The organism is Staphylococcus sp. B1(2026) (assembly GCF_058895785.1).
The window spans coordinates 1-18518 of the sequence record NZ_JBZXTS010000028.1 but is presented as its reverse complement, the minus strand read 5'-3'; the positions used below and the strand labels follow the sequence as shown (position 1 = coordinate 18518).

The window sequence follows — 18518 nt, the reverse complement described above, 5'->3', positions numbered from 1 at the left end:
ATTTTGAACTACGCAATAGATACTTGTGTTAGCTTTAATGAAGTGGTTACCTTTGCTATTATTTTATTTATTCATCTTTTTATTGAATTGCTTTATGTTATTATCAGGTAGTGCATTTAACTCTCAATTACCTTTAGTTTTAAAGAAAAAGCAACTTAAGCAAGGTAATTATCGTCTTTCTTTAAGTGATAGTTTATTGTCTATGTTAGCACCTAGTGTTGCGGGGATATTGCTTGGTATTGTGATTGCACCTATTATTTTTCTAATAGATGCACTGACTTTTGCATTAGCTAGTTATTTACAATCAAATGTTAAAGTTCTATTTCAAGCATCCAATAAACAATATGGTGGTTATTTTAAACATATTCGTACAAGTTATCATTATGTATTTAACCATTCAATTTTGTCTAGATTAGCGTTGAGTTATTTAATTGTTGTGTTAAGTATCGGTATTTTTCAGGCGATTCAGATGTATTATTTAAGTAAAGTTGTGCAACTTGATAGTCGAATGATTGGTGTGATTTTAGCAACAGGTAGTGTCGGTGCTGTTGTTATGTCTTTTAGTACTTTAAAAATTTCACAATGGTTGGGGAGTGGTAAAACAATTATCGTTAGTTTATCTTTATATGCCATTGGATTTACTTGTTATTTTTTAGGAAGTAAAGAAACAATAATTTGGTTAGTCTTAGGTGCACTATCGATGAACATGGCTTTACCACTCTATAATATTAATGTGTTAACATTAAGACAAACTTTAGTGCCTATAGACATGCTTGCTAGTGTATCAGCTATTTTTGCATTAATAGGTCGTGGTTTAATCCCTTTAGGTGCAACATTAAGTGGTATACTAACTTTATATATGTCGTTAAAAAGTATTATTGTTTTGACGATGATAATAGCTACTATTGGTATTCTACCTATTTTATTCTGTCAAGAGTTGAGAGCATATAGAGATTAATTGATGTCCCTTTACTGTGAAAAACAGTGAAAGGGGTATTATTTTTTATGCTAATTACTTTCTGTGTTAGCATATCAAAATGATGTGTGTTATACTTCTGTTGATACACTTAATGATAAGTGAGTATATGAAAGAATAAATGAGGTGACACAATGGCAAAATCAAAACCAGTGGTAGCAATTGTTGGACGACCTAATGTAGGGAAATCGACAATTTTTAACCGTGTAGTTGGAGAGCGTATTTCTATTGTAGAAGATGTGCCAGGTTTAACACGTGATAGAATATATAGTAGTGGTGAATGGTTAAATCATCAATTTAATATTATTGATACAGGTGGTATTGATATTGGTGACGAACCGTTTCAAAAACAAATTAGAGCACAGGCAGAAGTTGCGATAGAAGAAGCGGATGTAATTATTTTCATGACTAATGGTCGTGAAGGTGTAACAGCTAATGATGAATTAGTAGCAAAAATTTTATATAAAACAAATAAACCGATTGTATTAGCTGTCAATAAAGTAGATAATCCAAATATGATGGATAATATTTATGATTTTTATTCATTAGGTTTCGGTGAACCTTATCCTATTTCGGGATCACATGGTTTAGGAATCGGTGATTTACTAGATAAAGTATGTGAATCATTCCCAACAGATTTAAGCGAAGATTATGATGAAGGTATTATTAAATTCTCATTAATTGGTCGACCTAATGTAGGTAAATCTAGTTTAGTAAATGCTTTATTAGGAGAAGAACGTGTAATTGTTTCTAATATAGCTGGTACAACACGTGATGCAATTGATACATCTTTTAAAGTGCACGGTCAAGAATATGTTATGATTGATACAGCAGGTATGCGTAAACGTGGTAAAGTGTATGAAGCCGCAGAGAAGTATTCAGTATTGCGTGCGTTAAAAGCGATTGAACGTTCAGATGTCGTCTTAGTCGTATTAAATGCTGAAGAAGGTATTATTGAACAAGATAAACGTATTGCAGGTTATGCACATGAAGCCGGTAAAGGTGTAATTATCGTTGTTAATAAATGGGATGCCATTGAAAAAGATGAGAAAACAATGAAAGAATTTGAAGAAAATATTCGTTCACATTTCTCATATTTAAGTTATGCACCAATTGTTTATGTATCAGCATTAACAAAACAACGTTTACATTCATTAATTCCATTAATTGATGAAGTAAGCATTAATCATGCTAAACGTGTACAATCTTCAACATTAAATGAAGTCATTGTGGATGCCATAGCGATGAATCCTACACCTTCTGATAAAGGTAAACGTTTAAATATTTTCTATGCTGCACAAGTGGCAACAAAACCACCAACATTCGTTATTTTTGTTAATGAAGTAGAATTAATGCATTTCTCTTATGAAAGATATTTAGAAAATCGTATTCGTGAAGCTTTCGGATTTGAAGGGACACCAATTCGTTTAATTGCACGAAAACGTAACTAATAAGGAGTTTATATGACTAAAAAAATTGCAGTGCTTGGTGCAGGTAGTTGGGGTACAGCATTAGCACAAGTATTAATAGACAATGAACATCAAGCGATATTGTATGCTAAGCGTCAGCAAATTGTAGATGATATTAATCAACAACATATCAACCATCAATATTTACCACAGCAAATGCTAGATAGTCGACTTAAAGCAACGGCTGATTTATCAGAAGCTGTTAGAGATTGTGATGTATTAGTCATTGCTGTACCATCATCTGCAATAAGAAGTATTTGTCAGCAATTAAATGAATTATTAACTAAATCAGTGCATATTATCCATGTGGCTAAAGGTATTGAACCTCAAAGTTTAAAACGCGTATCACAAATGATAATAGAAGAATTAGCGCCACATTTATTACAACAAGTGACCGTATTAAGTGGTCCTTCTCATGCTGAAGAAGTCATTAAACGTTTACCAACGACTGTGGTTGTTGCTGCAGAAGATATGTTTTATGCATTACAAGCACAGCAATTGTTTAATAATCATTACTTTAGAGTATATACTAATACGGATATTGTAGGATTAGAACTCGGGGGCGCATTAAAAAATATTATTGCTTTAGGTGCGGGTATGATTGATGGCTTAAATTATGGGGATAATGCCAAAGCCGCATTAATAACACGTGGTTTAGCTGAAATCACAAGATTATCTATAGCAATGGGTGCTAATTCTCTAACTTTTTTAGGTTTAGCTGGTATAGGTGATTTAGTTGTAACATGTACATCTAAACATTCACGTAATTGGCAATGTGGTTATTTAATCGGGCAAGGTAAAACTTTGCAACAAGCCGTTGAGCAATTATCTATGGTAGCTGAAGGTGTACGTACAGTAGAAGCTGCTTATCAATTATCGCAACATTATCATGTAAATATGCCAATCACAACAGTTTTATATCATATTTTATACGAACAAGCAGATGTTAAAGAAGCAACATCATTATTAATGAGTCGTGATGTGAACAATGAAATGAAAGGAATCTAAGTTATATCGCAATTTTATATTTGTTTTTCTTGAAGTTCAGGAGTGGTTGTGTTACTCTTTACATGAATGACAAGAGTTATTCTTACTTAAATAAAGTGGAGGTAGAAAAGATGAATAAAACTGAATTAGTAAATGCAGTTGCTGAAGCAACTGAATTAACAAAAAAAGATGCGGGTGCAGCAGTAGAAGCCGTATTTGAATCAATTCAAGGTGCTTTAGTAAAAGGTGAAAAAGTACAATTAATCGGTTTTGGTAATTTTGAAGTTCGTGAACGTGCGGCACGTAAAGGTCGTAACCCACAAACTAACGAAGAAATCGAAATTCCAGCAAGTAAAGTACCAGCTTTCAAAGCGGGTAAAGCTTTAAAAGATGCTGTAAAATAATTAATTTTAAATAAAGAGAGGTTGAATATATCGTTATTCAATCTCTCTTTATTTTAATCAAATTTTCTATCATATAACAGTGCAGCAATCATGACGACAAGCACTGAACCTGCATTATGCATAAAAGCACCTGTTGTAGGTGCTAAAATACCCATGAGTGATAATATGATGGCGATGAAATTAATAATTAAAGATAAGCTAATGCTAAATTTAATGGTATTGACTGTCGCATTAGATAAACGTTTTAAATACGGTAGTTTGCTAATATCATCAGTCACTAAAGCGATATCTGCCGCTTCGATAGCAATATCACTGCCCATACTTCCCATAGCAATACCTACATGTGCTGTTTTAAGTGCAGGTGCATCATTGACACCATCACCAATCATACAAACTTTATGTTGGGCATTAGCTAATTGTTGAATATGCTGTACTTTTTCTTCGGGTAATAAATTAGCATAAACTTTTTTAATTCCCATTTTATGTGCAAAATATTGTGCTGTCTGATAATTATCCCCAGTGAGTAATACAACATTAGTTGACATGGCTTGTAATTGTTGAATAACTTGTTTAGCTTCTTGACGTATAGTATCAGAGAGAATGATTGCTCCGATACATTGCTGTTCAATGGCAGTTAATAATGCAACTTTTCCTTCTTGTCGATAGTGTTTAAGCTGTTGTTGAATATTTTCGTTTATTATAATATTATTTGCGATTAAATATTTCTCATTCCCACAGTAAATGTTTTGTTGATGAATTTGAGCAGAGATACCTTTCCCAGCTTCCATTGTAAATTGTTGACAATCGTATAAAGTGAGTTGTTGTTGATTGGCGTGATGAATAATCGCTTTAGCTAAGGGATGTTCGCTTAATGCTTCAGCAGAAGCAGTTAATAATAAAATTGATTGTTCATCATAGTCATGACTAAAATTAATGATATAATCTACTTTTAATTGCCCATGTGTTAAAGTACCTGTTTTATCAAAAGTAATCGTATCAATTTTACCCATTTTTTCTAAAGCTTCCCCTGATTTGATGATAACACCTTGTTTAGTTGCTTGACCAATTGCTGCCATAATCGCAGTAGGTGTAGCTAAAACTAGAGCACATGGACAAAAGACAACTAAAATAGTTACAGCACGTACAATTTCATGTGTAATAAAATAAGTGAGGATAGACAATAATAATGCAGCGGGTACTAGCCAACTCGCCCAAACATCCGTGATTCTTGAAATAGGTGCTTTTTTATCTTCAGCTTCTTGTACCATACGAATCAATTTTTGCAAAGAACTGTCTTCACCGACTTTTGTCGCGCGTATATCAATGGCACCAAAACAATTTAATGTACCACAAAAGACCTCATCATTAATTGTTTTATCAATTGGTAAGGATTCACCAGTCATAACGGCTTGATTGATAGAACTATGTCCAGCAATAATGATGCCATCTACTGGAATAGTTTCGCCAGGTAAAACTCTTAAAATGTCATTTAATTGAATATCATCTGTTGTGACCATCACCGTTTCATTATTAATGATTTTTCTACCTTGTGTAGGTGTTAAAGCGATTAATTTTTTTAACCCTTTTTTAGCACGTTCGGTTGTTTTTTCTTCGAGAATGGCACCGATTGCCATAATAAAAGCAATAACACCTGCAGCAAAAATATCATGAATCATAATGGAAGCGGTAATTGCAATACAAATTAAAAATTCAGAAGAAATTTTACTAATACCTTGATGTGTGAATAAACGTTCAATGGCAAGATAGAGTAATGATATCCCACAAATGATGACGGTGAACCATGCGAAATCGAAAGGAAACAACAATTTTAAAAATTCATTTACAAAACTTAATAATAAAAATAGACCACCAATAAGTGTCATTGTGATGCCACTAAAAAAATGATTGATTTTTTGCATACTAATTTTCCTTTCTATAGTTGACTTTATTTTTTAATTTTTATACAATTTATTTATTAGTAAATTTGTATAAATTAATTATAAGAAAATCATATTATTAGAAACAATAAGTAATTACCTTAGAATGTTCGTTATTGAACATTCTAAAAAAATTGCGTGGAGGAAACATTTATGGATAGACGACAACAAAAAACAAGAACAGCTATTTTTCAAGCGTTTAGTGAATTGTTAAAATTAAAAGACTTTACACATATTACAGTGAAAAATATTATAGATGAAGCAAATATTGGCCGAAGTACATTTTATGCCCATTTTGAAACAAAAGAAGATTTATTGAAAGCTTGGTGTGCAGATATTTTTACGCATATTTTTTCAGAAAAGTTAACAGTCGAAAGAACACATGATTTTACCAAGGTACAATATGGATTAAAAGAAAAGATGACGCATTTACTCTATCATTTAAGAGATCAGAAAAGTGATATTCTAGGTATTTTACCGTATGATCGTGAAGGTTTATTTATGAGCTATTTTAAAGAATATTTAATTGAAATGTTTGATGATGAAATAATTAACACAAATGCTCATATACCTCATGATTTTGTATTAAATCATTTACTAAGTAGTTTTGGAGAAGCTATTTTTTGGTGGATTAAACGTGATATGAAAGATACACCAGAACAAATGGCCGAATATTATTTGTCAGTAATGCCATGGGCATCATAAAAAAGATAGTGTGAGACACTATCTTTTAATTTATATAAAAGGTTTTAAGAACAGTAACATGATGGTACTAGTCAGTAGTGTGATGATAATACATGCAAAAACAATTATACATTTTTGATAAGGTGCTTTGGCAGATTCTTCTATTTTTTCAACATGAGTTAACTTTTTATTGTTAACAAAACTATTAATTTCTTTTAAAGTTTGAATATTATGTTGGTGTTTGTTTTTTTCGACGATATGAGCGTAATAACAACTCGGTATTATAATAAAAATTAACCAGATAAGTGCGCCTACCCAATGATAAAAAATGGTAAGGGGTATAGATGAAACAATCGTAAGTATTAATAAAATAGTAAATATTGTGCCCTGTTTTTTAAATTTATGACGGTCATACTGTTCAATTTCTGTCATGATTTGTGGCAAATCTTCTTTAATTAAGTCATCTAAAGTAATAGAAAATAGTTCACTCATAGTTAATAAATAGTGAATATCTGGATAACTTTTATTATTTTCCCAATTGGAAATTGTTTGTCGAGTCACTTGTAATTGTTCTGCTAATTGTTCTTGTGAATATTGATGATACATTCGCTGTTGTTGAATTTTATAACCAATTTTCATATTAATGCGCCTCCATTTGTTGTTGATAAAAATTAATAATATCTTGATAAATTTTTTGAGTTGCGTAATAAGCTATCTCTTGTTTAATGTTGTAAGTTAAAAAAGTAATGAGACAGCCGATGATGATAGCTAGCAAAATATAAGTTTGATAAATAATGAAAAGTGATAAGGGATGAGTTGTTAAAATAAGTTTCATAAAAATTCTCCTTTCTATAAAGTAAATTATAAAGATGATAATAAAAAAAACTATCAATTTCTTTTGACATTTAGCTATTTGTGCATGTCAAAAAACTTTGACATCAGCCTAAAAGTGCGATAAATCACTAAAATAGTATTTTGGGTTTAAGTTTCAGATCTAGAAGTAAAGAATTTAATGAGATTTCAAAAGTTTAATATTGGCATTTTTACTGTCAAATAAGAAAAAATGTTATATAATCAAATGATAATGCTGAGAAAGAAAGAGGGCGTGGTCATGTCAAAACAACAAAAAATAGAACAAGCGATTTATCAATTATTAGAAGCCATTGGTGAAGACCCACAAAGAGAAGGCTTAATTGATACACCTAAACGTGTTGCTAAAATGTATCAAGAAGTTTTTGCGCATTTACATGATGATCCAAAAGATCAGTTTACAACGGTGTTTTCAGAAGGACATGAAGAAGTAGTTATCGTAAAAGATATTCCATTTTACTCTATGTGTGAACATCATTTAGTTCCATTTTTTGGTAAAGCGCATATTGCTTATATACCTAAAAATGGTCAAGTGACTGGTTTAAGTAAATTAGCACGTGCTGTTGAAGTGGCGAGTAAACGTCCACAATTACAAGAACGTTTAACGATGCAAGTTGCTACAGCTTTAGATGAAGCATTATCACCTGAAGGCGTTTATGTAGAAGTAGAAGCGGAGCATATGTGTATGGCGATGCGTGGTATTAAAAAACCAGGTACCGCAACGATTACGACCGTGGCAAAAGGATGTTTTAAAACAGATTTAGCATTAAAGCGAGAAATTATGTCATTGATGCACACAAAGTAAAATTTGCCAAGACATTTAAGCTTGAGATTTGATATAATAATATCATGACAATGAAAAAGGGGGATTATGCATGACACTGACAGAGCAAACTGATAAATTAGAAGGCCAAGATTATATTATTGTACGTGCTGATGAAGATGGCGTAACAGTATTAGGATTAACACGTGGTCAAAGTACTAAAAGTCATCATTCTGAAAAATTAGATCGTGGTGAAGTGTTAATTGTACAATTTACAGAAAACACATCAGGAATTAAAGTGAAAGGCAAGGCTAGAATTTTCACAAAATATGGTCAAATTAATGCAGGATAATCATGATGACAATTTTAACGACAATTAGCACGTTATATTATCAGCAACTAGAAGAGTTGCAGCCGATTAAACAATTACAATTACCAGAAATAGATTACCCAGCAACACAAATTCTGATGCGCAGTGTAATGAATGAACAGGCAATTAGTGAAATCGCAGGTGTATTGATTATGCAAACTGCCTTAGATTTACATAGACGCATTGACAATCAGATGATTATTAATAATGATACGAAACAATTAGAAATTTTAGCGGGAGATTTTTTACAAGCTAAGTTTTATCATTGCTTTTTGCAAGTTGGTGAAACACAAAAATTAGAAGTCTTGTCACGTGCGATTCAACAAATTTATGAATTGCAGACAGAATTGAATCAACAACAGCAACTAGATATTAATAGTTTTTATCATTATTTTGTCAAAATTGAAACATTGTTATTATCTAGTTATTTATCCTTACAACCTAATAATTATTTAACCCCTATTGAACAAGATAATTATTTGATTTATAAATTAGATAAATATAGCGAGCAATTTCCAGCTTATTTACCAGAAATTGCTCAACCATTTGTGTCGCAATTATTACAAATTTTAACGGGAGCTTAATGATGATAAAATTACAACTTGCTGATGACATTTATAATGTTGAACAATATATGCAAACTTTAGTGAATCAACCTCAATCAATATTACAACAATATGGTCATCAATTATTGTCAGCAGGTGGCAAACGATTAAGATTGAATTTTGTATTATTAGCTAGTAAATATAATCAACAGCAATTAACACCACTGACACAACAAGTTGCTACAATTATCGAAATGATACATTCTGCCTCATTAGTACATGATGACATTATTGATCATGCCGAAATGAGACGTGGTTTGGCAACGATTAATGTTTTGGCTGGTAATAAGATTGCGTTATATTGTGGGGATTATTTATTTGCAACTGTATTAAATGAATTAAGTCATATTGATAATGATGAAATTCAACAAGCTGTTAATCATGTTTTACAACAATTATGTTTAGGTGAAATGTTACAATTCAATCAAAAATTTGATATTCATCAAAGTATAGATGAATATTTACAACGTATAGAAAGAAAAACTGCTTTATTAATAGCTAATGCTTGTAAATTAGGGGCATTGAGTACATTTGCTGATCGTCATATTGTAGAAGCTTTGTACGATTATGGTTATGCTTTAGGTATGGCATTTCAAATTCAAGATGATATATTAGACTTTATTGGTGATGAAATGACTTTGGGTAAACCGATAGGTGCAGATTTAAAAAATGGTAATATTACTTTACCTGTATTGCTCGCTTGTCGTGATGATGATATGTTAATGCAAGAACTTTTACCCTTAGCTACATTAACATCAACAGAAATTGATAATTTAATTATAAAAATTAGTGCATCTAAAGGAATAGAGTTAGCCAAACAATATGTTCAAGACTATAGTCAACAAGCACAACAAGCCTTGAAAAAATTACCTAATCATGTCATTACAGATGTGCTAGAACAGTTAATTGATACTTTACTTAATCGTAATAATTAATAATAAGTTGCCATTGTGCAGCTTATTATCTTTTTAAAGAGAGAGGTTAGAAAATGAGATATTTAACAGCAGGTGAATCACATGGCATGCAATTAACCGTCATTATCGAAGGTGTGCCTGCCAATTTATATTTAACAGAAGAGATGATTAATTTACAAATGACACGTCGTATGCAAGGATATGGACGTGGGGGACGAATGAAAATAGAAAAAGATCGTGTGAAAGTAACAGCAGGCATTAGACATGGTTATACTTTTGGCGCACCTATATGTATTGAGATAGAAAATCGTGATTTTAAACATTGGTCAAAAATTATGGGTTCAGCACCAATTGATGAATTGGCACAAGAAAAAATGAAACGCACGATTACTAAACCACGCCCAGGGCATGCGGATTTAGTTGGTGGTATGAAGTATCAACAACAAGACTTACGTAATATTTTAGAACGTTCTTCGGCAAGAGAAACGGCCGCACGTGTAGCAGCAGGTGCGATAGCAAAAGCTTTATTAACGAATCTAGGTATTGAAATAGTTAGTCGTGTGGTGAATATTGGTGGTGTGGCTGACGAAGGTCATTATGATTTTGACATCATAAGTAATAAAGAGATGAACGATGTGATGTGTATAGATGAAACAGTAGCCCAAGAGATGCGTGATAAAATTGACGCAGCTCGAAAAGCTGGTGATTCTTTAGGTGGCATCGTAGAAGTTCAAGTTAAAGGTTTACCTATCGGTTTAGGTAGTTATGTTCAATATGATCGTAAATTAGATGGTCGCTTAGCTGCTGCTGTACTAAGTATTAATGCCTTTAAAGGTGTAGAATTTGGTGAAGGTTTTAATATGGCTAATTTACCAGGTTCACAAGTACATGATGAGATTGTTTGGTCACAACAACAAGGCTTTACGAGAGCTACTAATCGTTTAGGTGGGATTGAAGGTGGGATGTCTAATGGTATGCCTTTAATTATTAAAGGTGTGATGAAACCTATACCTACTTTATATCAACCACTTGCGAGTGTAGATATTCATACTAAAGAAGTATTTAAAGCAACAGTTGAACGATCAGATGCCTGTGCTGTACCTGCGGCAAGCGTTGTGATGGAACATGTCGTAGCTTTTGAACTTGCTAAAATCATTTGTGAACAATTTCATTCAGATACATTACAACAATTAATTAACAATATTACTACTTATCAACAAGATAATTTTAATTACTAGGAGGTTCTATGGCATTACGTGGTCAATTATATGTAGCAAGCGATAAATCAATGACGCATCGTGCAATTATGTTAGCGAGTTTGGCAAAGGGCCGTAGTATTATTTCAAAACCTTTATTAGCACAAGATTGTTTAAGCACCATTGCTTGTTTTGAACAATTAGGTGTGGTATTTACTATAACTGAAGAGCAATTAATTGTTGATAGTCCAGGACAACAATTTTTCAATGAACCGCATCAAGTACTTGATACAGGTAATTCAGGTACAACGACACGTTTGATGGCAGGTATTTTAGCTGGTTTACCACTATTCACTGTATTATCAGGAGATGCTTCAATAGCAAAAAGGCCGATGGATCGTGTTATTATGCCTTTATTACAATTAGGTGCTAAAATTAAAGGGGCTGAAAATAATCGTTATACGCCATTAGTTATTGAAGGTAAAGCATTAATTGGTCAAGATATACAGATGACTGTCGCAAGTGCCCAAGTCAAGAGTGCTTTAATGTTTGCAGCATTATATGCCAAAGGAACAACACGTATTACTGAGCAAGTGATGACACGTAATCATTCTGAAACGATGTTTCAACATTTTGGCATTGAAGTGAATATAGATCAATTAACGATATCCATTGCTGGTGGGCAACAGCCACAAGCAACTAATTTTATCGTACCTGGTGATATTTCATCCGCTGCTTTTTTTATTGTAGCAGCACTTATTACACCAGGTAGTGATATTATTTTAAAATCAGTAGGTGTTAATCCAACAAGAAATGGGATTATCAAAATAGTGCAACGTATGGGTGGAAAGATAGAATTATTGAATTATCAAGCCAATAATGAACCAATAGCAGATATTCGTGTGAAATATAGTCCTCATTTAAAGGCAACAACAATTGAAGGTCAAGAAATTCCAACTTTAATTGATGAAATTCCGGTCATTGCTTTATTAGCGACACAAGCACAAGGACGTACAATTATTAAAGATGCACAAGAATTAAAAGTAAAAGAAAGTGATCGTATTGCTACAATTAGTCAAGAATTAGCTAAAATTGGTGCTCGTATTTTGCCGACTGCAGATGGTTTGATGATAGAAGGTAAAACATCATTAATCGGTAAAGAAACAACATCAAGTCATGGGGATCATCGTATAGGTATGACATTAATGGTTGCACGATTAATTAGCCAATATGATTTTAAAATTGATGATGAACAAGCCATGTCTATTTCTTATCCACAATTTGATAAGGATTTAGCACAATTAGGGGGTATAACTTCTTGACAAAACCCTTGAAAATATAGGATAATAGCATAGTTAAATATAAATATGGAGGTTTTACAATGACTGTAAAATTAGATAAAAAAGAAAATTCACAAGTAGTTTTATCATTTAGCGTATCAGCTGAAAATTTTGATAAAGCACTAGATAAAGCATTTAAAAAAGTAGTTAAAACTGTAACAGCACCAGGTTTCCGTAAAGGAAAAATGCCGCGTCATTTATTTGAAAAAAATTATGGTGTTGAATCTTTATATCAAGAAGCAATTGACATTGTTTTACCAGAAGCATATGTTGCAGCTGTAACTGAAGCTGGTATTGATCCAGTTGCACGTCCAGAAATCGATGTGAAGCAAGTAGGTCAAGGTCAAGACTTAGAAATCGAAGCATTAGTAACTGTACGTCCGGAAGTTAAATTAGGTGATTACAAAGGTTTAACAGTAGAACGTTTATCAACAGATGTAACTGATGAAGATATTGAAACAGCAGTAAACGATAATGTTGCACGTTTAGCTGAATTAGTTGTTAAAGAAGATGCAGCTGCTTTAGGTGATACAGTAACAATCGACTTTGAAGGTTTCTTAGATGGAGAAGCATTCGAAGGTGGTAAAGGTGAGCGTTATGACTTAGAATTAGGTTCAGGTTCATTTATTCCAGGTTTTGAAGATGAATTAGTTGGTGTTAAAGCTGGTGAAGATCGTGATGTTATCGTTACATTCCCAGAAAATTATCAAGCTGAACACTTAGCAGGTAAAGAAGTAACATTCAAAACAACAACACATGAAGTGAAAGCAAAAGAAGTGCCAGCATTAACTGATGAGTTAGCACAAGAATTAGATGCAGAAGTTAAAACTGTAGCTGAATATAAAGAAAAAGTTGCAAAACAATTAAAAGATACAAAAGTGCAAGAAGCAGAGCAAGCATTACAAAACTTAGTAATTGAACAAGCAGTAGCTAATGCTGAAGTTGAAGTACCGTCAGTCATGGTTGAAGAAGAAGCAGACCGTATGGTAAAAGAATTTGAGCAACGTATTGCACAACAAGGTTTATCTTTAGAATTATATAGCCAATTTACAGGTCAAACTGAAGAAGAATTAAAAGCACAAATTTCAAAAGATGCTGAAACACGCGTACGTACTCGTGAAGTATTAGCTGCTATCGTTGAAGCAGAAAAAATTGAAGTAACAGAAGCCGAAGTAGAAGCTGAAATTCAAAAAATTGCAGACAGCTATAATATGCCAGTTGAACAAATTAAAGCAGCATTAGGTGATGTTGAATTATTAAAATCTGATATTCAATTACAAAAAGCAATTAAATTATTAACTGAAGAAGCTAAATAATGAATATATAGTTTAATCTAAGCTATATGGGGTGAAAAGACGGCATAATTTTCTCATGAAAATTAACGACTTTTCACTCTATTTTATTAAGGCATAAATAATATAGTTTATAAATAACATTATTTGCAATTAGTGGTCAGAAAATGTTAAGTTAATAATAAATTAAATAGATTGAGGGCGATAGATCATGACAAAGAAGAAAAATCAAGAAATAAAATGTTCTTTTTGCGGCCGTTCACCAGAACAAGTCGATAAGTTAATTACAGGTCCGGGTGTATATATTTGTGATGAATGTGTCAACATTGCACAAGATATCATTAGCGATGAACAACATATTCACACACAAGAAAATTTAAGCAATTTATCAACACCTCAAGAAATATTAAAACAATTAGATGAATATATTATTGGGCAAGATAAAGCTAAAAAATCTATTGCTGTAGCAGTTTATAACCATTATAAACGTATTTTAAATGATACGGTAAATGAAGATATTGAAATTCAAAAAAGTAATATTGCTTTAATTGGGCCAACGGGTAGTGGTAAAACATTAATTGCGCAAACATTAGCAAAAATGTTAAATGTACCTTTTGCCATTGCAGATGCGACTTCATTAACAGAAGCAGGTTATGTTGGTGAAGATGTAGAAAATATTTTACTAAGATTAATTCAAGCAGCTGATTATAATATAGAACTTGCGGAACAAGGTATTATTTATATTGATGAAATAGATAAAATTGCTAAGAAATCAGAAAATGTTTCTATTACAAGAGATGTATCTGGTGAAGGTGTTCAGCAAGCTTTATTAAAAATGTTAGAAGGTACTGAAGCTAATGTACCACCACAAGGTGGTCGTAAACATCCTGGACAAGAATTCATTCGAATTAACACTAAAAATATTTTATTTATTATTGGTGGTGCTTTTGCAGGAATTGAAGATATCATTAAACGTCGTTTAGGTGAGCGTGTTATTGGTTTCAATGGGATGAGTGAAGATAAATTAGATGATACGAGTTCTGTATTATCACAATTAAAATCTGAAGATTTAATTGCTTTTGGTATTATCCCAGAATTTATTGGACGTATTCCTATCATTTGTAATTTAGAAGAATTAGATGAAATAGCATTAATTAAAATTTTAACAAAGCCAAAAAATGCATTAATTAAACAATATGAACATATGATGTCTTTAGATGATGTGCAATTAGTTATCGAAGATGATGCATTAGAAGCCATTGCTAAAGAAGCCATACGTAGACGTGTTGGTGCACGTGGTTTACGTTCAATTATTGAAGAAACTATGTTGGATGTGATGTTTGTGACACCTTCAAACGATAAGATTAAGAAATGTGTCATTACAGCGGATACAGTTTTAAATCATACGCCACCACTAGTTTATGGGAAAAACGGTAGAAAATTAAAATTTCAAATATAAGAAATAGTAGGAGGCACAATGTCTAAACAAAGATTACCATTATTAATACTTACACAATCTTTACCATTTCCTGAAGAAATTATGACCTTAAATGATGGACCATATTTATCAGATGTAACTGTAGATGCGATTAGTGAAATTTATGCATCAAATTATAAAGGTGAAGTTATTTTAGCCATTCGTGATTATACACACGAAGAACAGGAAGAAAAAGATAATATCTATCCTATAGGTGTATTAGCAGAAGTAGTGGTGACAATGATGATGGATGATGATGAGCCAATCCGTGTTGCATCATTCCAAGCTAAAGAAGTGATTCATATCCAAGATATTGTCACAAATACAGAAACATTATCTATTTTAATGGCGAACTATAGTGTGCTTAAAAGAGATGATAAAGTTGATGCTAAAATAGAAGCACTGACACAACGATTGATTAAAGAGTATCGTAAATTTGATCATACCAATGATTTATTAGATAATGACATTTTGTTTGATCGTATTAAATATTTAACAAATCGTCCACATCAATTAGTTGATTTAATCGCACCGACATTACCAGCAACAGCTTATGCAAAATTAACTTTATTAGAAGATAAAATTGCTGAAGAACGATTGTTATTATGTTTACGTATTTTAGCGGAGCGTGATCAAATTGCAGAATTAGATGCAAAGATTCATGAAGAAGTACGTAAATCAATTGATAAACAACAACGTGAATATTTTTTACGTGAGCAACAACGTGTTATCGAAAAAGAATTAGGTGATAGTGAAGGGCGTAGTGAAGAGTTTGTAGAGTTTTCTACTAAAATTAGAGCTTTAAAATTAGATAAAAAAATTCAAAAAGAATTATTAAAAGAATTAAATCGTTATGAAAAAATTCCAGTACAAAGTCCAGAAAGTGCAATGTTACGTAATTTTTTAGAAACAGTTCTAGAATTACCTTGGCGTAAAGCAACAAAAGATAATCATGATATTGAGCATGCACGTCAAATTTTAGAAAAAGAACATGATGGTTTAGATAAAATTAAACAACGTATTTTAGAATATTTAGCTGTCAAACAATTAAGAAAAGACATGAAAGGTCCAATTATTTGTTTAGTTGGCCCGCCAGGTGTTGGTAAAACATCATTAGCAAAATCAATTGCAACAGCATTAGGACGTAAATACGAACGTATTGCACTAGGTGGTGTACATGATGAATCAGAAATTAGAGGTCATCGCCGTACTTATATCGGTGCATTACCTGGGAGAATTTTACAAGTGATGAAACGTGCGGGTGTAATCAATCCGGTTGTATTATTAGATGAAATAGATAAGATGTCTTCTAATATTAAAGGAGACCCAGCTTCAGCAATGCTCGAAGTTTTAGATCCAGCGCAAAACCATGCTTTTACTGATCACTTTGTAGATATTCCATATGACTTATCTAAAGTATTATTTATCGCAACAGCCAATGATGCTAGTCAGATTCCAGCACCATTATATGACCGAATGGAAATTATTCAATTAGGTAGTTACACATTAGAAGAAAAAATGGCCATTGCACAACATCACTTATTACCACGTCAAATTAAAGAAAATGGTTTACAAACTAAACAAATTACAGTGGTTAAACATGCAGTTAAAACTATTATCGAAGATTACACAAGAGAAGCAGGTGTACGTCAATTAGAACGTCAAATTGGTAAAGTTTGTCGTCGTGCAGCCTTAAAGATTTTAGAAGGTGAAGAAAAAGTTAAAGTCACTGTTAAAAATATTGAGTACTTCTTAGATAAACCTTTATTTAAAGATAAAAACTATATGAACAAACCAACTGTAGGTATTGTAAATGGTTTAGCTTATACAACAGTAGGTGGTGAAGTATTAACTATCGAAGTTGTTGTTTCGCCAAAAGGTAGCGGAAAAATTCAATTAACAGGTCGTTTAGGTGAAACAATGAAAGAATCTGCACAAATTGCTTATTCATTCGTTAAAGCACACGCTAATCAATTTGCTATTGATCAAGAGATGGATTTAAATAAATGTGATATTTATATTCATGCACCCGATGGTGCCACACCTAAAGACGGACCATCAGCAGGTATTACTTTTACAACAGCTATTGTATCAGCATTAACTAATACTAAAGTGCGTAGTGATATGGCCATGACGGGTGAGGTAACTTTAACAGGTCGTGTATTACCAATCGGTGGTGTTAAAGAAAAATTATTAGGAGCATATCGTTTAGGTATTAAGAATATTATTATTCCTGCTGCGAATCAACAAGATTTAGTAGATATTTCAGAAGATATTTTAGAACAATTAACAGTATATCCAGTTAATCGTATTCAAGAAGTGCTAGATTTAGCATTAGAAAGAGGCTAATATGAAAATCAATTCAAACAATGTAGAATTAATTATTAGTGCGGTAAGACAAGCACAATATCCAGATATTAGTTTACCCGAAATTGCTTTGGCAGGACGTTCTAATGTAGGCAAATCATCATTTATTAATACGATGATTACACGAAAAAAAGTTGCACGTATTTCGTCTAAACCGGGTAAAACACAAACTTTAAATTTCTTTAATATTGATGAACAAATTGTTTTTGTTGATGTACCTGGTTATGGTTATGCTAAAGTTTCTAAATCAGAACGTGCTAAGTGGGGAAAAATGATTGAAGAATATTTTATTAATCGTGAACAACTAACATGTTGTGTACAATTAATTGATATACGTCATGAACCGACAGAAGATGATATATTAATGTATAATTTTTTGAAATATTATAATATTCCATGTATCATTGTCGCAACAAAAGAAGATAAAATACCTAAAGGTAAAGTACAAGCACATTTAGCTAGAATCAAAAGAATTTTAAAAATTCGTCCAGCGGATCAAATTTTTAGTTTTTCATCAGAAACAAAAAATGGTAAAGAAACAGTTTGGGCTGCTATTGAGGATTTAGTTTAATGAATAAAAAACAACTGATTATTTTTGTATAATCAGTTGTTTTTTACTATTATAAATATAGATTACCATTTTGATCAGCAGGTTTAAATAATGTGATGAAGAAAGTAATCAGTGCTAATAATGATGGAATAAGTGTCCAACAAAATAATAGGTAAAGTATACCTTTAGTATTGTCACCAATGTAAAATTTATGGACTCCAATACCACCTAAAAACCAACAAAGTACTAAGAAAACAACTTTATTGACGGGTCTACCATAATGTTCATTTTGGGTTCTATAATTTAAAGTGTTGATG

19 protein-coding genes are annotated in these 18518 nt (G+C 32.1%); 15 read left to right on the top strand and 4 right to left on the bottom strand.

Annotated elements, in window-relative coordinates:
* Window positions 1–37: 37 nt before the first annotated feature.
* The 4 genes from AC5EAH_RS05600 to AC5EAH_RS05585 all read left to right on the top strand — a co-directional run bounded on the left by AC5EAH_RS05600 (window position 38) and on the right by AC5EAH_RS05585 (window position 3836).
* A complete protein-coding gene (locus tag AC5EAH_RS05600; RefSeq protein ID WP_493493785.1) occupies window positions 38–958 on the top strand; it encodes an MFS transporter in 921 nt (306 codons plus the stop codon).
* Window positions 959–1110: 152 nt separating this feature from the next.
* The gene (der, locus tag AC5EAH_RS05595; RefSeq protein ID WP_493493784.1) at window positions 1111–2427 is read left to right on the top strand and encodes a ribosome biogenesis GTPase Der; all 1317 of its coding nucleotides are present in this window, start codon (window positions 1111–1113) and stop codon (window positions 2425–2427) included.
* Window positions 2428–2439: 12 nt separating this feature from the next.
* Window positions 2440–3453 (top strand): NAD(P)H-dependent glycerol-3-phosphate dehydrogenase, encoded by a 1014-nt coding sequence (locus AC5EAH_RS05590; protein WP_493493783.1) that lies wholly within the window; start codon window positions 2440–2442, stop codon window positions 3451–3453.
* Window positions 3454–3563: 110 nt separating this feature from the next.
* Complete coding sequence (locus tag AC5EAH_RS05585) at window positions 3564–3836, top strand: HU family DNA-binding protein (protein ID WP_493493782.1); 273 nt, start codon at window positions 3564–3566, stop codon at window positions 3834–3836.
* A 53-nt stretch (window positions 3837–3889) separates the two neighbouring features.
* On the opposite strand, the gene AC5EAH_RS05580 is transcribed toward AC5EAH_RS05585, so the two are convergent.
* A complete protein-coding gene (locus AC5EAH_RS05580) occupies window positions 3890–5755 on the bottom strand; it encodes a heavy metal translocating P-type ATPase (RefSeq protein WP_493493781.1) in 1866 nt (621 codons plus the stop codon).
* Between the two features lie 171 nt (window positions 5756–5926).
* Between AC5EAH_RS05580 and AC5EAH_RS05575 the strand changes: the two genes are divergently transcribed.
* Window positions 5927–6478, top strand: a complete 552-nt coding sequence (locus AC5EAH_RS05575; protein WP_493493780.1) for a TetR/AcrR family transcriptional regulator — start codon at window positions 5927–5929, stop codon at window positions 6476–6478.
* Between the two features lie 30 nt (window positions 6479–6508).
* Here AC5EAH_RS05575 and AC5EAH_RS05570 read toward each other — a convergent pair whose 3' ends face one another.
* Together AC5EAH_RS05570 and AC5EAH_RS05565 are read right to left on the bottom strand one after the other, a co-directional pair.
* On the bottom strand, window positions 6509–7096 hold the full coding sequence (locus tag AC5EAH_RS05570; protein WP_493493779.1) for a helix-turn-helix transcriptional regulator: 588 nt from the start codon (window positions 7094–7096) through the stop codon (window positions 6509–6511).
* A gap of 1 nt (window position 7097) precedes the next feature.
* Window positions 7098–7292 carry a hypothetical protein gene (locus AC5EAH_RS05565; RefSeq protein WP_493493778.1) on the bottom strand — a complete coding sequence of 65 codons (195 nt, stop codon included), beginning with the start codon at window positions 7290–7292 and terminating at the stop codon, window positions 7098–7100.
* A gap of 276 nt (window positions 7293–7568) precedes the next feature.
* Here AC5EAH_RS05565 and folE point away from each other — a divergent pair, with 276 nt between their 5' ends.
* The 10 genes from folE to yihA all read left to right on the top strand — a co-directional run bounded on the left by folE (window position 7569) and on the right by yihA (window position 18222).
* Window positions 7569–8132: a GTP cyclohydrolase I FolE gene (gene folE / locus AC5EAH_RS05560; protein ID WP_493493777.1), complete on the top strand. Its 564-nt coding sequence runs from the start codon at window positions 7569–7571 to the stop codon at window positions 8130–8132.
* Between the two features lie 70 nt (window positions 8133–8202).
* A complete protein-coding gene (gene mtrB / locus AC5EAH_RS05555) occupies window positions 8203–8442 on the top strand; it encodes a trp RNA-binding attenuation protein MtrB (protein ID WP_493493776.1) in 240 nt (79 codons plus the stop codon).
* Window positions 8443–8444: 2 nt separating this feature from the next.
* Entirely contained in the window at window positions 8445–9044 is a 600-nt protein-coding gene (locus AC5EAH_RS05550; RefSeq protein WP_493493775.1) for a heptaprenyl diphosphate synthase component 1, read from the top strand.
* A 2-nt stretch (window positions 9045–9046) separates the two neighbouring features.
* Entirely contained in the window at window positions 9047–10000 is a 954-nt protein-coding gene (locus tag AC5EAH_RS05545; RefSeq protein WP_493493774.1) for a polyprenyl synthetase family protein, read from the top strand.
* A gap of 53 nt (window positions 10001–10053) precedes the next feature.
* Window positions 10054–11217, top strand: coding sequence for a chorismate synthase (gene aroC, locus AC5EAH_RS05540; RefSeq protein WP_493493773.1), 1164 nt, complete (start codon window positions 10054–10056; stop codon window positions 11215–11217).
* 8 nt (window positions 11218–11225) lie between these two features.
* Window positions 11226–12497, top strand: coding sequence for a 3-phosphoshikimate 1-carboxyvinyltransferase (gene aroA / locus AC5EAH_RS05535; RefSeq protein WP_493493772.1), 1272 nt, complete (start codon window positions 11226–11228; stop codon window positions 12495–12497).
* A gap of 59 nt (window positions 12498–12556) precedes the next feature.
* Entirely contained in the window at window positions 12557–13831 is a 1275-nt protein-coding gene (gene tig, locus AC5EAH_RS05530) for a trigger factor (protein ID WP_493493771.1), read from the top strand.
* Window positions 13832–14018: 187 nt separating this feature from the next.
* Window positions 14019–15266, top strand: a complete 1248-nt coding sequence (clpX, locus tag AC5EAH_RS05525; protein ID WP_493493770.1) for an ATP-dependent Clp protease ATP-binding subunit ClpX — start codon at window positions 14019–14021, stop codon at window positions 15264–15266.
* Between the two features lie 18 nt (window positions 15267–15284).
* Window positions 15285–17633: an endopeptidase La gene (gene lon, locus AC5EAH_RS05520; protein WP_493493769.1), complete on the top strand. Its 2349-nt coding sequence runs from the start codon at window positions 15285–15287 to the stop codon at window positions 17631–17633.
* 1 nt (window position 17634) lies between these two features.
* Window positions 17635–18222: a ribosome biogenesis GTP-binding protein YihA/YsxC gene (gene yihA / locus AC5EAH_RS05515; RefSeq protein ID WP_493493768.1), complete on the top strand. Its 588-nt coding sequence runs from the start codon at window positions 17635–17637 to the stop codon at window positions 18220–18222.
* Between the two features lie 49 nt (window positions 18223–18271).
* Here yihA and AC5EAH_RS05510 read toward each other — a convergent pair whose 3' ends face one another.
* Window positions 18272–18517, bottom strand: coding sequence for a TM2 domain-containing protein (locus AC5EAH_RS05510; RefSeq protein WP_493493767.1), 246 nt, complete (start codon window positions 18515–18517; stop codon window positions 18272–18274).
* Window position 18518 lies beyond the last annotated feature (1 nt).

What these genes read in the sequence shown, in the direction of transcription:
- aroC (WP_493493773.1), top strand. Translation starts at nt 10,054, where the DNA reads ATGAGATATTTAACAGCAGGTGAATCACATGGCATGCAATTAACCGTC.
- lon (WP_493493769.1), top strand. Translation starts at nt 15,285, where the DNA reads ATGTCTAAACAAAGATTACCATTATTAATACTTACACAATCTTTACCA.
- AC5EAH_RS05600 (WP_493493785.1), top strand. Translation starts at nt 38, where the DNA reads ATGAAGTGGTTACCTTTGCTATTATTTTATTTATTCATCTTTTTATTG.
- AC5EAH_RS05550 (WP_493493775.1), top strand. Translation starts at nt 8,445, where the DNA reads ATGATGACAATTTTAACGACAATTAGCACGTTATATTATCAGCAACTA.
- clpX (WP_493493770.1), top strand. Translation starts at nt 14,019, where the DNA reads ATGACAAAGAAGAAAAATCAAGAAATAAAATGTTCTTTTTGCGGCCGT.
- AC5EAH_RS05580 (WP_493493781.1), bottom strand. Translation starts at nt 5,755, where the DNA reads ATGCAAAAAATCAATCATTTTTTTAGTGGCATCACAATGACACTTATT.
- AC5EAH_RS05575 (WP_493493780.1), top strand. Translation starts at nt 5,927, where the DNA reads ATGGATAGACGACAACAAAAAACAAGAACAGCTATTTTTCAAGCGTTT.
- AC5EAH_RS05565 (WP_493493778.1), bottom strand. Translation starts at nt 7,292, where the DNA reads ATGAAACTTATTTTAACAACTCATCCCTTATCACTTTTCATTATTTAT.
- tig (WP_493493771.1), top strand. Translation starts at nt 12,557, where the DNA reads ATGACTGTAAAATTAGATAAAAAAGAAAATTCACAAGTAGTTTTATCA.
- mtrB (WP_493493776.1), top strand. Translation starts at nt 8,203, where the DNA reads ATGACACTGACAGAGCAAACTGATAAATTAGAAGGCCAAGATTATATT.
- aroA (WP_493493772.1), top strand. Translation starts at nt 11,226, where the DNA reads ATGGCATTACGTGGTCAATTATATGTAGCAAGCGATAAATCAATGACG.
- AC5EAH_RS05570 (WP_493493779.1), bottom strand. Translation starts at nt 7,096, where the DNA reads ATGAAAATTGGTTATAAAATTCAACAACAGCGAATGTATCATCAATAT.
- yihA (WP_493493768.1), top strand. Translation starts at nt 17,635, where the DNA reads ATGAAAATCAATTCAAACAATGTAGAATTAATTATTAGTGCGGTAAGA.
- AC5EAH_RS05585 (WP_493493782.1), top strand. Translation starts at nt 3,564, where the DNA reads ATGAATAAAACTGAATTAGTAAATGCAGTTGCTGAAGCAACTGAATTA.
- der (WP_493493784.1), top strand. Translation starts at nt 1,111, where the DNA reads ATGGCAAAATCAAAACCAGTGGTAGCAATTGTTGGACGACCTAATGTA.
- AC5EAH_RS05590 (WP_493493783.1), top strand. Translation starts at nt 2,440, where the DNA reads ATGACTAAAAAAATTGCAGTGCTTGGTGCAGGTAGTTGGGGTACAGCA.
- AC5EAH_RS05545 (WP_493493774.1), top strand. Translation starts at nt 9,047, where the DNA reads ATGATAAAATTACAACTTGCTGATGACATTTATAATGTTGAACAATAT.
- folE (WP_493493777.1), top strand. Translation starts at nt 7,569, where the DNA reads ATGTCAAAACAACAAAAAATAGAACAAGCGATTTATCAATTATTAGAA.